The organism is Sphingobacterium sp. UME9, from assembly GCF_014170215.1.
GTDB lineage: Bacteria > Bacteroidota > Bacteroidia > Sphingobacteriales > Sphingobacteriaceae > Sphingobacterium > Sphingobacterium paramultivorum.
In genome coordinates this window covers 1,076,260-1,091,431 of record NZ_LZZP01000003.1, presented here as the reverse complement: position 1 = coordinate 1,091,431, position 15,172 = coordinate 1,076,260, and the positions used below count along the sequence as shown (strand labels likewise).

The 15,172-nt window shown below is 38.4% G+C and carries 10 protein-coding genes; 8 read left to right on the top strand and 2 right to left on the bottom strand.

Translation table 11 applies throughout. The features are described from left to right. Nucleotides 1–88: 88 nt before the first annotated feature. Together A9970_RS06170 and A9970_RS06165 are read left to right on the top strand one after the other, a co-directional pair. The gene (locus tag A9970_RS06170) at nucleotides 89–1,351 is read left to right on the top strand and encodes a right-handed parallel beta-helix repeat-containing protein (protein ID WP_182981675.1); all 1,263 of its coding nucleotides are present in this window, start codon (nucleotides 89–91) and stop codon (nucleotides 1,349–1,351) included. Further along, nucleotides 1,323–2,435 carry a phytase gene (locus A9970_RS06165; protein ID WP_409079945.1) on the top strand — a complete coding sequence of 371 codons (1,113 nt, stop codon included), beginning with the start codon at nucleotides 1,323–1,325 and terminating at the stop codon, nucleotides 2,433–2,435. The genes A9970_RS06170 and A9970_RS06165 overlap by 29 nt, the downstream gene beginning before the upstream one ends. Nucleotides 2,436–2,534: 99 nt before the next feature. On the opposite strand, the gene A9970_RS06160 is transcribed toward A9970_RS06165, so the two are convergent. Beyond that, nucleotides 2,535–4,562: an ATP-binding protein gene (locus A9970_RS06160; protein ID WP_182981673.1), complete on the bottom strand. Its 2,028-nt coding sequence runs from the start codon at nucleotides 4,560–4,562 to the stop codon at nucleotides 2,535–2,537. Between the two features lie 340 nt (nucleotides 4,563–4,902). Between A9970_RS06160 and A9970_RS06155 the strand changes: the two genes are divergently transcribed. After that, complete coding sequence (locus tag A9970_RS06155; RefSeq protein ID WP_182981672.1) at nucleotides 4,903–5,571, top strand: response regulator transcription factor; 669 nt, start codon at nucleotides 4,903–4,905, stop codon at nucleotides 5,569–5,571. Between the two features lie 63 nt (nucleotides 5,572–5,634). On the opposite strand, the gene lgt is transcribed toward A9970_RS06155, so the two are convergent. Beyond that, nucleotides 5,635–6,453 carry a prolipoprotein diacylglyceryl transferase gene (lgt, locus tag A9970_RS06150; protein ID WP_182981671.1) on the bottom strand — a complete coding sequence of 273 codons (819 nt, stop codon included), beginning with the start codon at nucleotides 6,451–6,453 and terminating at the stop codon, nucleotides 5,635–5,637. Nucleotides 6,454–6,959: 506 nt separating this feature from the next. Between lgt and A9970_RS06145 the strand changes: the two genes are divergently transcribed. The 5 genes from A9970_RS06145 (at nucleotide 6,960) to A9970_RS06125 (ending at nucleotide 15,101) form a co-directional block, all read left to right on the top strand. After that, nucleotides 6,960–8,837, top strand: coding sequence for a sensor histidine kinase (locus tag A9970_RS06145; protein ID WP_182981670.1), 1,878 nt, complete (start codon nucleotides 6,960–6,962; stop codon nucleotides 8,835–8,837). Nucleotides 8,838–8,849: 12 nt separating this feature from the next. Next, nucleotides 8,850–9,584 carry a LytTR family DNA-binding domain-containing protein gene (locus tag A9970_RS06140; RefSeq protein ID WP_182981669.1) on the top strand — a complete coding sequence of 245 codons (735 nt, stop codon included), beginning with the start codon at nucleotides 8,850–8,852 and terminating at the stop codon, nucleotides 9,582–9,584. 124 nt (nucleotides 9,585–9,708) lie between these two features. After that, the gene (locus A9970_RS06135) at nucleotides 9,709–10,449 is read left to right on the top strand and encodes an ImuA family protein (protein WP_182981668.1); all 741 of its coding nucleotides are present in this window, start codon (nucleotides 9,709–9,711) and stop codon (nucleotides 10,447–10,449) included. 2 nt (nucleotides 10,450–10,451) lie between these two features. Beyond that, on the top strand, nucleotides 10,452–11,951 hold the full coding sequence (locus A9970_RS06130; RefSeq protein WP_182981667.1) for a DNA polymerase Y family protein: 1,500 nt from the start codon (nucleotides 10,452–10,454) through the stop codon (nucleotides 11,949–11,951). Between the two features lie 9 nt (nucleotides 11,952–11,960). Then, the gene (locus A9970_RS06125; RefSeq protein WP_182981666.1) at nucleotides 11,961–15,101 is read left to right on the top strand and encodes an error-prone DNA polymerase; all 3,141 of its coding nucleotides are present in this window, start codon (nucleotides 11,961–11,963) and stop codon (nucleotides 15,099–15,101) included. Nucleotides 15,102–15,172: the final 71 nt, after the last annotated feature.

Here is a 15,172-nt window from a genome sequence, read left to right as displayed (position 1 = left end):
TTGTTTAGGTGAAGCTTGAATTTTTTTGGAAAGCCAATGTTTTCGATAAGTGAAATCTGCTTCATCATTAAAAATTAAATATATACAGATGAAAAATAAATGTATTTTATCGTTTCTAGCGTTTTTTATAGTGGTGCTAAGTGCCTGTGAAAAAGCAAATATAGATGTTGATACTTCTGATGCTGACGGAAGTGCTATAGGTGAGGTTTCCGGTGTGTGGAGCAAAGGAAGTGTGCAGCATATTAAGGGAGATATTATTATTCCCGAAGGTAAGAGCCTAACAATTGAGGAAGGCGTAACCGTATTGATGGATTCCGTCAATAAGCCTGAAATTGTTGTTTTGGGTAATTTGTACGCACTAGGTACAGCCGAAAATCCTGTAAAGTTTACGGTTGAAGATGGGTATAAGACGAAGACGAATGAATTTGGCAAGTTATGGGGAGGAATTTTAGCAGCTCCAAGCTGTCAGGAACTTGTTTTGGACAATACCATCATTGAGTATGGTGGCGCAATTACTTCGGATGCGTCGACTTCTGTAAAAATGGGCTTGTATAAAAAAGTGTCTGGTGAAGCTTTGCCAGCGTTGTGGTTCTCAAATTCAGACGGAAAACTAGTTGTTCAAAATAGTACTGTAAGTCATTTTCACGAAGACTGCACGTATATTGAAGGTGGAAAAATCATTTTCGCTAACAATCGTTTCTTTTCTAATGGGGTGACAGGTGGAGAAGCGATGAATTTCAAATCTGGATGTCTTGCAGATGTGGCGTATAACCTAGTGTATAGTGTTAATACGAATGCGTTAAAACTATCCAACTCGGGAGACCGCACACCGCAGGCTTATATTATTGTTTACAATAATACCATGCTCAACACAGGATGGCGTAGACCGACAGCCAAAGGAGGTTCGATTTGGTTAGAAGCATCTGTCAGAGCCGAGATTTATAATAATCTTTTTGCCAATACACGGTTTGGAGTCAAGCGTGATCCTAAAAAACCAGAAGATAGCCGTTCTGTGTCAGGTAATAATTGGTATTATGGCTATGGTCAATTGACTGTAGATCAGTTTCAGGTCGGTAAAAATGATATTGTAGGTGGTAGTAATGATGTTAGAGGCAAAGTGGCAGGGGAGAATAACCCTAAATTTATTTCTTATTCTTTAGAAACATCGGTTGACAATTACGTATTTGATTCAAACTGGGATTTTCATCTCCAGGGGAACTCACCTGCATTAAAGGCAGGTACTTTGGCTTTTAAACCTCATTTTACGAGTGGCCTGGTGATGTCAAATGGTCTAACATATAATTCTCCGCAGCCTGCAGCATATGTTGGGGCATTTGGTTCCAAATTCTAATTTACTTCATATAATGACAAATTTAAAAACAATACTAACACTAACTTTGGGAGCATCAACCCTGCTTCAAATGGCATGCAAAAATGCGCAAACAAATACGGTAAACTCAGTTAAACCCGTTATTGTGACTGATGCTGTACGTTATGATTCGGATGATCCTGCAATTTGGATCAATAAGATGGATCCGAGCAAGAGTCTGATTATAGCGACGGATAAAGATGCCGATGGAGCATTATTCGTGTACGATTTACAGGGTAAAACGGTCAAAGAAAAAGTGGTTTCCAATTTAAAACGCCCAAACAATGTCGATGTAGCGTACGGTTTGGTATTGGGAGGGAAACCTGTCGATATTGCTGTCACAACAGAGCGTATGACCCATAAATTGCGTATTTTTTCACTGCCTGACATGAAGCCGATCGATCAAGGGGGATTAGATATGTTTGTTGGTGAAACTGAACCTGAATTTAGGGATCTGATGGGGATTGCCCTATATACTTCTCCAAAAGGAGAGATCTATGCTATTGTTGGGCGAAAAAATGGACCAAAAGAAGGTTATTTGGGCCAATATTTATTGGAGGATAATGGTTCTGGTACGGTAAAAGCTACATTGGTTCGCAAATTTGGTTCATTTAGCGGAAAGAAAGAGATCGAGGCGATAGCGGTGGACAATGAGCTTGGGTATATTTACTATTCGGACGAACAGATTGGCGTAAAACAATACTATGCGGATCCAGCAAAGGGAAACCAACAGTTGGCATTATTTGCTACAGCAGGTTTTAAAGAAGATCATGAAGGTATTTCGATTTATAAACTAACCGACAGCACCGGATATATCTTGGTGTCTGATCAAGGTGCAAATCGTTTTCAGGTTTTTAGTCGGGAAGGAACCAAAAATAATCCTTTCGAACATAAACATTTGAAGACTGTGCCGGTCATGGCGACACAAAGTGATGGTTCAGAGACAACCTCTTTGAGCTTAAATGAAACCTTCAAACATGGCTTGTTTGTTACTATGAGCGACGATAAAACATTCCATTATTATCGATGGGAGGATATTGCCGGAGCTGATTTGAAAAAGAGATAGGTAACGAATTAATATTTCAGCAACAGTTGTGATTTGATTCGCAACTGTTGCTTTTTTTTTGCTATCGGAAATTTTATCGGTGATAGTTAGCGCTGTTATCTATACACTGACCGGAATTTTAAACCAAAAGGTTGACCCTTGGCCGATCTGGCTGTCGACACCGATTTTTCCTTGATGTTTTTGAATAATTTCTTTGCAAATAAACAGTCCTATGCCAAATCCCGACGCATAACGATCCGTATCGTCATTTACACGATAGAATTTGTTGAATATTTGTTTCTGATCCTTGTGATTGATGCCTTTTCCTTGGTCTTTGATCTCGACTTCAAAATAACCTGAATGTATGGCCACATGCATGGTAATTGTTGAATTACTGGGCGAATATTTAATGGCATTATCCATGAAGTTGATTAACACTTGTTCTATTTTATCACGATCGGCGATAATCTCCAAATTCGAATCTATTGCTCCTGTATAATGAATGAAGTGCTTTACAGATTTTAAAGAATAGATGTTTTGAATATAATCGAGTAAAGAACAAACGTTAAATGTCTTTTTGCGAAGTACTAACTTACCCTCATTTAATTGAGTAACATTTAAAAAGCCGTCAATTAAACCGCGCATACGCGTTGCTTGCTCATTAGATTGGTGGAGATATTGCATGCGCTTTTCAGTGCTCAGTGTGCCTTCTTTGGCTTGTAGTAATTGGATATAGGCAATTAGTGAGGTCAAAGGTGTTTTGAGTTCATGACTTGCGATACTAATAAAGTCTAGTTTTTTCCTTTCTTCTTCCTTGTCATTGGTACTGTCTATTATAGCGCCGTAGATCATGGGTCTTGTCGTATCCGATTCCAATTGACTTCCACCTATTGACCTTAACCATTTTATCTTACCCGTTTTTTTATCTTTTATTTCACATTGACAATCGAAAGGAGATTGTTTGCGTGTTACTTCCTGAAAAACATGATGGATGATGTTTCTATACTGAGGCAGGATTTGGTCAAAAAAGTTAGATTCTTTTATTTTGTCATGCTGATCGAAGCCAAATAATTCACGGCAGCGATCATTGAGTTCCATTTTCTTGGTTTCCATGTCAATAGAAAAGATACCGATACCGGCGGCTTCTACGATCATTCTAAACTGTTGATCTCTTTTGGCGATAAGTTGATTAATTGCTTCAAGTTTTTCATGCTCCTGATGCTGGATTGTAATATCTATAGCGGTGCCTGCAAACCATTCGGGCTGTTGATCTTGGTCAAAGTATACTCTTCCTTTACAGTGCAACCACCGTAATTGAAGATCTTGTGCTCCAATGGTTCTAAATTGTACGTCATAAACACCTTTGTTCTGGTAAGTCAGTGATTTTTTGACTTCTTGATCGATTCTATTCCTATCTTCTGGATGAATATATTTGAGTACCTCATTGTATGGAACATATTCACCTTTAGCAAAACCAAAGAGCTCTCGAGTCCGTTCATCCCAATTGACCATATAATTTTTACAATTTAAATTCCATGTTCCCATCTCGGCTGACTGTAAAGCAAAATGGTAATGTTCTTCACTTTCTATGATTTTCTTGAGTGCATCCTTAAGTTTTTCATTGAGATCTTCGGTATGTTTAGGTAATAAGGTATAATTATTTGTAGGGATTTTGTAATGGTTTCCTGCTACTGTATATTTTTGAGTTAATAAATCTTGTAGCAGTTTTCGTTCAATGGTGTTTTTTTCTTGCGTTTGTGGGGGGGTGTCTTCATTTTCAGGTATCAGTCTAATTTGATTAAATATGCCATAAATTTCACCCTTTTCATTGATGAGCGGATGATATTCAAAAGTGTGCGTATAACCTAGTAAAGACTGTTTTTCGGTTTTGAGCTTAATCTTTATCTTTTCGATAACCGCAGTTTTTCCGTTTATCCAAGCATTTTTCAAGAGGGGGGTATATGGCGTTAAATCTTCTCGTTGAAGACAGTTTTCAAGACATTGCCCAATAATACGCTGATCACAATCCCAGAGTTTTAACATGTTAGTGCTTGCATAAGAAATACGGAGATCTGCGCTATCATAAATTGCGCAAGCATCCAATGAAGAAGAGAGAACGGCTAAAATATCTTTATCTGAACAAATCATAACATATCAAAAATTAAGTGTTGATTAAAGCGACATCATGTATAGCTTGATTTAATAGCGTACAAATATTGTTCCTTTTCTCATGGGTTTTCTCTTTATCGATAAATGATAGCAGTTGTCGGTCATTAGCAATACTACTTTTTGATCTATCAGTGATCCTAGAGGCTGTTTAATATGGCGTCATGATATCAATAGTACAGTGAGTAGAAATTCGTATCTTTATTTTGTTTATGCAGTCTGTTTCTTTTTTATTCCAAATCGGAAAATACAATACACCATCATTGTCGTATATGGTTGGAAGAAAATAGAATTGAAAGTTTTTATTTAAATGCTATAGAAGATGAATACGGTTAATATACTATTGGTTGAAGATCATATGGTCGTACGTAATGGTATTAAACTACTTTTAGAATCCCAAGGAGAATTTGCGGTGATAGGCGAGGCATCTGATGGTATGGAAGCGCTGTCTATATTGGCAAATGGTTTAGCTCCCGATATTGTCTTAACTGATATAAGTATGGAGCATATGGACGGGATGGAGCTTTTAAAAATCATCAGTCAAAAATATCCGCTGGTCAAAGTTGTGATATTATCCATGCTTAGTCAAATTCATTATGTGGTTGAAGGGTTTGAGCATGGTCTTTCAGGCTACCTGTTGAAAAATGTAGGTTATAATGAATTACTTTTTGGATTAAAGCATGTCGCTGAGGGCGGGCGGTATATGAGTGAAGAAATTAGCTTAGCCTTACTTGAACAAGTTTCTTCGGGTCAAGTTTATACAGATGCTGGCTCGAATACTATCCTAGATTTGGAAATAAGCGAACGTGAGCTAGACGTATTGGAATTGATCGCGGACGGGTTTACAAATCTAGAAATTGCAGATAAAATCTTTTTGAGTAAGCGTACTGTTGAAGGATATCGGCAGAACTTGATTGATAAAACAAGGGTGAAGAACACTGCGGAATTAGTAAAATATGCTTTTCAACATGGCTTATTAAAAAAATCATGATAAAATTTCTGTTCCTGGTGGCCATGTCATAGGTGATGATTTTTGGAAGTACTGCGCATCCCGTTACTTTAATTTTGGTATTCTTTCTTGAAAACGGTTGAAAATAAATAGACCAGCTCCAATAATAATAAATGGTATGCTAAGTAGCTGTCCCATATTGATGAATAGGGAGTCTTCAAAATGCTCTTGATTGATTTTCAAAAACTCATCCAAAAACCGGAACGAAAACAGCAAAACCAACAGCAAGGCGAAATAGTTTCCATTGTTACGTCGAAGCTCTTTTTCTTTCCACAAACGATATAACAATACGAATAATAGGAGACAAAATAATGCTTCATAAAGCTGTGCCGGATGCCGGGGTATCGTATCGATATGGGTAAACACAAAAGCCCAAGGTAAGCTACTTGCTGTGCCAATCATTTCAGAGTTCATTAAGTTACCAAGACGAATGCAAGCCCCTGCTATAGGGACGACCAAAGCAACCCGATCTGCCACCCAAAGAAAAGGAAGCTGCTGTTTTTTTGCAAATAAATAGATCGCAATCAGGATACCTATACCTCCGCCATGGCTTGCCAGCCCACCTTCCCAAATGGCCATTATTTTTAAGGGATGATCTAGGTAATAACTGGGGTCATAAAATAATACATGCCCTAGTCTAGCTCCGATAACGGTACCCAAAACGATGTAAATAGTTAGCTGATCTAAAAACTCGATTGGCCGACCTTCTTTCTTAAATAATGAACCTAATATCTTATAGCATAATACAATGCCCAATAACCAAAATAGCCCGTACCAGCGAACTGGATGGTCAATAATTGGAATAACAAAGATATCACTATCTATATTCCAGTTTATGTAAGTTAAGATTAGATTATTTACCATATTACGTTTTAGCGTGATGCTCCATAGTATAGGTATGTGGTAGAGATATTTCGTTACACATTTTGATGAAAAAACATGAAATTCTCTTTATTGATGCAAATATTGAGTCATACACTGCGATTATTAACTATGAAGTTTTCGTTGTTTGCCCAATTTGTATGTTTGTGGGGAGTAAAAGGAAACTAACTATAACCGAGTTCAATAATTGAGACCGGTGTTTTTATTGGAGAAGAATATTAGTATAAGTATCAGCCGGGTTAAATACTTTTGAAAGTATATATTATTTTTTTGATAATATTCCGATATTCGACAATAGATAACATAATATGGACAGCACCTTGCGTATTTCTTTTAATAGCGGTTTACATCTTGTGAAAGCTTATCATAATTAATGAACGAGGTTATGGAAAAATATAAGCACCTTCATGTAAATTTAAACAGATAGTTATATTCTGATGATACGAAATTTGACAAGATTTACTTTTTATTTTTTATCTCTCGTGCTCATGGCACAGTTACTCTCTTGTCATCAAAGTGGCCAACAGGCGTCTAAAAATAATACGCATATCGAAGATAATTCACTTGATTTAACCTATCAGGATACATTATTAAAATTTCTCGCTTTACAAGATTTTAGGGATCAATCTATTATAGCAAAGAAGACAACGGTATTTGCTCAGGACAAGTATTTTAATAATTCTGGTTATAATTGGATTTTTTTGGCGTATAACTATTTGTTGGACGATAAAATTGATTCAATAGAAATTGCGCTGAAAAACCTTGATGGGAGAAAATTGTCTCCGGATTTGCTTGTTCTGAAGAATTACTTTAAAATAAGCGCTAATTTTAGTTTTAATGATGTGACTACTATTGGCATCATGGAGCAAATTATCGATGCTAAAGAATATGCGTTAGAAAATAAGAGTAGGTTTAGCTTTCTTTTTTTCAATCTATTGGCAAATGCAAATTATCGTCGAGCTGACTATAACCAGGCGCTCAAAGATAACGAGTCATGGTATCATTATCATCCCAACAGATCCGATGCCCATGTTGCGCAAGCGTATCAGGAGATCAAATTTATGCAGTATATTGAATTGCATGATTTTGAGAAGCTAAAAGCAACACTGGATAGCTGCAAATATTACGCTAATAAAACGGCGGATTCTGCTATCATTATGCGCATGTATAATTTACAGGCACAGTATTTCTTTAGCATAGGGAATAGTCGAAAAGCGGTAGAGGCATCCCAAAAATATTTTAATTATTTATCTTCAAGCAAGGCACTCAATGCCTATGCGTATGCGAATTTGGCAAAGAATTTTTTGAATAATCATCAAGTTGACTCGGCGATCTATTATTTTAATGCTGGATTGCAGTTTATCAAAACACATAAAGGCAAGCAAAATAAATTATTCTATTACCAGAATCTACAAGTAGCACACGCATTAAAAGGAGATTATGAACGGGCTTATTTTACCTTGGATTCGGCCTATCAGGATTATAAAAATAGCACAAAAAGTATTGAAAATGAACGTATCAATGAGATCAATACACGGTATGAAACTGAAAAAAAGGATCAGGCTATTAAGCTTTTAAAAACAACAAATGCATTCAACCATAAGATTATGGTGCAACAGCGCTGGATTTTTGTTATTTTATTTGCCCTAATCTTTAGTATTGCATTCTTCATTTATTACCGGAATAAACAAAAGCTATTGAAAAATATTAATCAGCGTATAGTTGCCGAAAATAGACAATTAATTTTAGAGCAGAAGACGCGACAAAACCAGCTTAATCCCCATTTTATTTATAATGCTATAGCTAATCTGCAAGGTTTGATCAGTAGTGAGCAAAAAGCAAAGGCAAATCAGTACCTTATCCTATTGTCCCGTCAAATTCGTGATATACTCGAATTAAATAGGGAAGAGTATATTTCTTTGGATCAAGAAATTAAATCATTAAAGAATTATATACTTTTACAGCAGATGCGCTATCAAGATGTATTTGATTTTGAAATTGAGAGCGGTAACTTGGATGTTGATGATGTCATGATTCCTCCTATGTTGATTCAGCCTTTTGTTGAAAACGCTATTGAACATGCTTTCAAAAATTTGAATTATCGTGGACAATTGCAAATTCTTTTTAATCAGGAAGCAGATCAATTGCATATTGTTATCAGTGACAATGGCTGGGGAATGCAATCTTATCAGAAAAATAATGCACACAAGACCTCTCTTTCACAAGTTATCACGAAAGAGCGCCTTGAGCTTTTGTTTAATGATCCTCAGCAAAAAGCAAGGATTGAAATAAAGCCCAATTATAGAGAAGATAAAAGTGGATATCGCGTAGAACTCTATATCCCACTCGTTTTATATTTTAATTAAATACGTGAAATTATGAAAGTTTATATTCTTGAAGATGAGTATAATATCTATTTGTACATTAAGTCTTTATTGGGTGCTATTCCTTATGTCCAGATCGTTGGTTATAGTCCATCAATCGCCCAGGCAGAACGTGAGTTACTTGTATCTAATCCAGATCTTATTTTAGCTGATATTCAATTGAAAGATGGATCAAGCTTATCCTTCCTCTCAGAGCTGAAATTGGACATAAATACAATCTTTATAACCGCATTTAACCAATATGCTATAGAAGCCCTTAATATAGGCGCTATAGCCTATTTATTAAAGCCTTTGGTTCCGGAACAATTTATAGAGGCTATTGAAAAATGCTATAAGAAAAATACAGAGTTTAGATTCAATAGCATGCAACTAAGTATGGCCGAAAGCTATCTGAAGTCCCCAGTTAGACCTAAGAAAATAGCACTACGTACATTTGAATACACCCAAATTGTGAATATCGATGATATTCTTTATTGTCAAGGAGATAAGGGCTATACCACATTTTATATTAAAGACAATAAACCGATGATGGTTTCGAAAGTCCTCAAACATTTTGAAACTATGCTTCCTGAATCTGAATTTATTCGTTGTCATCAATCTTATTTAATCAATGCAAACTATATAAAAAAATATTTCAAGGATGGGCAGATAGAAATGTCCGATGGTAAAATGATTCCTGTTGCGACAAGAAAAAAAGATGTCATCCAGCAATTCTTGAATGATATATAAGGCTTGAAGTAACAAAGGCTCTACGATTCGAAGTAGCGTTGTTTTTACTAAAAAACATAGCGCTCTCTTTTATTACTAAAATAATTAGTATTATATTTGTGTGTAATATTAAATAAGAGGGGCTATGATGTTAGAAGATAAACAGGCTTTGATCAGCAAACTTAAAAAGGACTTGCTTGCCTGGCAAGGGGTACCTCAAAGGTCAAATGATGCAAGCACGATGGGTTTGGGGCCATTGGAGAAAGCTTTTCCGAATGGAGTTTTTCCTAAAGGGGTAATACACGAGTTTGTAAGCTTTAACCGCATGGATAGTGCTGCATCCTGTGGGTTTATTGGTGGTCTCCTTGGAAAACTTATGCAAGCTGATGGGATTTGTATTTGGATAGGCTCCATTCAAACGGTATTTCCAGCGGCAATCAGATCATTTGGGGTTGATCCAGCATCGATTGTTTTTGTTTCTATGAAACGGGAGAAGGATGTGTTATGGGCGATGGAAGAAGCGTTGAAATGTCATGGCATAACAGCCGTGTTGGCCGAAATACATCAGCTGGATTTTGTTCAGTCGAGGCGCCTTCAACTTGCCGTAGAAAAAAGCCGGGTTACCGGGTTTATACTTCAACATAGCCCAAAGATCTTGTTGGCGACGAGTTGTGCGGCACGTTGGAAAGTCACTTCTTTACCTAGTCAATCGGATGATGGATTGCCCGGTATCGGCTATCCCTGTTGGGATGTAGAGCTGCTCAAGGTAAGGAATGGTAGTCCAGCTAAAGAGCAAATAACCTGGTCTCCACAGGGATTTAAAACATTTTCTAAAAAGGAGATACAGGTAAAAGACTGGAATTATAACTTCCAAAATCTTGGCTAGTCATGAAAAAAAGATTTGCCTCACTTTGGTTTCCTCATCTGAAAACAGATTGGCTCACTGTTTGCAAACCACATTTGCAAAATATTCCCTTTGTATTGTCCATCGCTGTTCAAGGAAGATTAATCGTCAGTGGGAGTAACTCATTAGCGGAGCAAGTGGGGGTGCATTCAGGTATGGCCATAGCGGATGCACAGGCATTTATTCCATCACTTAAAATAATCAATGAGCAAGCTGGATTGGCTGAAAAGTTACTCCATTCGATAGCAGAGTGGTGCATCAGGTATACACCACAGGTTGCATTAGATACGCCCGACGGTATCATCCTGGATATTAGTGGTTGTGCTCATCTTTGGGGCGGGGAGGCGGCCTACTTAACAAGTATTGTCTCTAAATTTAAACAACATGGTTATGAGGTACGTATGGGGATTGCTGATACCATTGGGGCCGCATGGGCAGTAGCACATTTTGGACACGAAGATATCATTATAAATGAACTGGCGCAGTCGGAAACGCTTCTTCCATTAAGTCCTGCTGCATTACGACTGGAAGATGTTCAATTGAAGCGGTTACAATCGCTTGGATTACGGTCAATCGGAAGTTTTGCAAAAATGCCACGTTCAGTGTTGCGTAGAAGGTTTGGCGATAGTTTACTGCTCCGACTGGACCAGGCCATGGGATTGGAAGATGAATTTGTTATTTCTATAAAACCCATCTTACCCTATGAAGAACGTTTACCTTGTTTGGAGCCTATCTGTACAGCAAATGGTATTGAACTGGCTTTGGAAGATTTATTAAACAAGTTGTGTAAGCGTTTGTCGGGGGAGGGTAAAGGATTACGTGCAGCCGAATTGAATTGTCATCGCGTGGACGGAAAGATAGAGACCATTACTATTGAGACTAATCGTGCTACTGCTCAGGTTAAACATATCCTTCAATTATTTGCTATAAAGATTCCGCAAATTGAACCGGCATTGGGTATTGAATTATTTACCTTGGGCATATCCAAAGTTGAGACGGCAGATCCTGTTCAGGAAAATCTTTGGAACAATAGAATTAGTCTCAAAAACCCGACGGTTACCGAACTTTTAGATCGCTTGAAAAGTAGGGACGCCAATTGTGAGATTTCACGCTACGTTCCATCTGCGCACTACTGGCCCGAACGATCCATGAAAATAGCGGTTACAATGGATGAGGTTGCAACTGTTGACTGGCAAACTGCACGACCACGTCCAACACGACTATTGAAGATCCCTGAACGTATTATAGTCACAGCACCCATACCCGACTATCCACCCATACTGTTCCGTTATAAGGGAGATACCTATACTATAAGGAAAGCAGATGGCCCCGAACGTATTGAACGCGAATGGTGGATTGATCCTGGTGAACATCGGGATTACTATGCAGTGGAAGATCTGGAAGGTCGGCGTTTTTGGTTATATCGCGCAGGGCATTATGACGGACAGGCAGATCAATGGTTTTTACATGGTTTTTTTGCATAAGGTTAGTGTATGGTATATTGTGAATTACAGATAACAAGTAATTTTAGTTTTCTCGAAGGTGCTTCTCATCCGGAAGAACTGATTGAGCAAGCGGCGCGATTGGGGTATAATTCTGTCGCAGTAACTGACCGTAATAGCCTTGCTGGAATCGTCCGTGCACATATGGCTGCAAAAAAAAACGGTATACGACTGATTCCTGCTTGTCGTTTAGATTTACAGGATGGGCCCAGTTTATTGGCATACCCGACAGATAAAGAGGCTTATGGGCGGCTTTCAACATTGTTAACTGTCGGAAACCTAAGGACGGAAAAAGGAAAATGCGAATTGTACAAAAATGATGTGTTTCAATATGCTGAGGGGATTATATTCATTATTTGTCCACCTGAAAAATTAGTGGTCGGTTTTGAGCTTGAGCAGTCATTTACAGCGTTTGTACAGGAATGTCAACAGCGTCTACAGGGTTGTTTTAATCTAGGAATAAAAAAACTCTATCGTGGTGATGATGCTAAATTATTGTTTAGAATAAATCAGTTGGGCGAACACCTGGCCATCCCGCTTGTTGTACTTGGTGATGTATATTATCATGTACCGGAAAGGCGTGAATTGCAGGATATTTTAACCTGTATTCGTGAAAAATGTACGATACATACGGCTGGATTTAATTTACATCCCAATGCAGAGCGCTATCTAAAATCAATAACTGAAGTTGAACGATTGTTTAGACTGTACCCTGAAGCTGTAGAACAGAGTGTAAAAATTGCCAATGCTTGTCGTTTTTCCTTAGATGATTTGAAATACATCTATCCAGATGAATTATCATCTCATGGTCGGACTACACAGGAAGAATTAAGTTATTTAACTTGGGAAGGTGCCAGTAAACGATTTAACGGAGATATCCCGAATGCAATTCGCGAAACGATTCAAATGGAACTGGATTTTATCGAACGCAAAAATTATGCTTCTTATTTTTTGACAGTGTATGATTATGTTCGATTTGCGAAGGAAAAGGGAATTTTATGCCAAGGGCGTGGATCTGCAGCAAATTCAACCGTATGTTACTGCTTAGGTATTACTTCTGTTGACCCGTCAAAATACAGGCTTTTATTTGCGCGATTTATGTCCGATGCACGCGATGAACCACCAGATATAGACGTCGACTTTGAACATGAGCGCCGGGAGGAAGTCATCCAGTATATTTATGAAAAATATGGCCGCAATCGTGCTGCTATCGTAGCAACTGTCACACAGGTACGCTCCAAAGGGGCTATACGTGATGTTGGCAAGGCCATGGGGCTTTCCATGGATGCTGTAGGGCGTTTAGCAGGGGTCGTGAGTAGCCATTGGGACGATTATATCAATTTAGAACGTTTGGTTGAACAGGGCTTTAATCCGGATGACCAACATTTGCGAAAAGTTCTCGAATTGACACATCAGTATATTGGCTTTCCACGTCAATTGGGGCAGCATACAGGCGGGTTTGTTATTACGCAAGGTGATTTGCATGAGCTTTGTCCCTTAATAAATGCCCGCATGGATAATCGGACAAATCTCGAGTGGAATAAAGATGATCTTGAAGCACTCGGCTTTCTAAAGGTTGATGTACTTGCTTTGGGGATGTTGACCTGTATTCGCAAAGCTTTTGATCTCGCTAAAAAGCATTATGGAAAAGAGCTTACCCTGGCTGATATTGGGGCAGAGGACGATCCAAAGGTTTTCGATATGATCTGTCATGCAGATACCTTAGGTGTATTCCAGATCGAAAGCCGGGCCCAGATGTCGATGTTGCCGCGATTAAAACCACGGGAGTTTTATGATCTGGTCATTGAAGTAGCTATCGTTCGGCCTGGACCTATACAAGGTGATATGGTGCATCCCTATTTGCGCCGTCGAAATAAAGAGGAAGCTGTTGATTATCCCAGTACAGAGATCCAAACCATTCTTAAAAAAACCTTGGGGGTTCCTCTTTTTCAGGAGCAGGCCATGGAAATTGCCATAGTCGCTGCCGGATTTACTCCTGCGGAAGCCGACGAATTGCGCCGTAGCATGGCTACATTCAAAGCAAAAGGACAGGTATCTGCTTTTCACAAAAAAATGGTCGATGGTATGGTAAAGAAAAACTATACGGAAGAATTTGCCAATAGAGTTTTTAAGCAATTGGAAGGTTTTGGCAGTTACGGTTTTCCAGAGAGTCACGCAGCGTCTTTTGCCTTACTGGTGTATGTGTCCTCATGGCTTAAGTATTACTACCCCGATATTTTTGCGGCATCCTTACTCAATAGTCAGCCCATGGGCTTTTATCAACCTGCTCAAATTGTAATTGATGCACAGAAACATGGCGTAAAAGTACGTCCTATTGATATCAATCATTCTTCATGGGACAATACTTTAGAGGGAGAAATTGGAAAACCGCATGCTCTTCGATTAGGTTTACGTCAGATCAAAGGATTCTCAATGGAAGAGGCCGTTGTGTTGACTCAAGGTCGGCAGTCTGCCTATTCATCCATTACTGGTATGATGGATGTTGGACTATCTCTTATTGCGTTAGAGAAATTAGCTGATGCAGATGCCTTTACATCATTAGGTATTGATCGTCGGCAAGCGCTTTGGGAAATTACAGCATTGGGTGATCGGCCGATTGCATTATTTGAAGGTCAAACGTCTGAAAGTGCCATGGAGGGGCAAATCGAATTACCTTTGTTAACCAAAAGCCAGCATGTGGTAGCAGATTATGCACGGACTTCACTATCCATTAAAGCACATCCAGTGAGTTTCTTGCGTGGAAAGCTCGATCTTCTCCATGTAGTGCCCACAGCAAAATTGGGCTTGATAAAAAATGATATGCCAGTGAAAGTATGTGGGTTGATTACTGTTAGACAACGCCCAGGAACCTCCAAAGGTGTTTTATTTATCACCATTGAAGATGATACTGGTTTTTCAAATATTGTCGTTTGGAGTAATGTGTTTGAAAAATATCGAAAAGAAATCCTCCGGGCAAAACTCCTTATGGTCGCGGGTAAAATTCAGGTTGAAGGTGAAGTTATTCATGTGATCGCACAACGCTGCTTTGATATGTCGGGTTTGTTAAAAGATCTGACCACAGAAGGAGATCATGCTGCGGATATTTTTCATAAGGGAAGAAATTTTCATTGATCTCTCATTTATTAATCTCATTTTTGAAGTAGAATGCTTTTACTTCGCGTAGGTAGCAAAGCATTCTAATC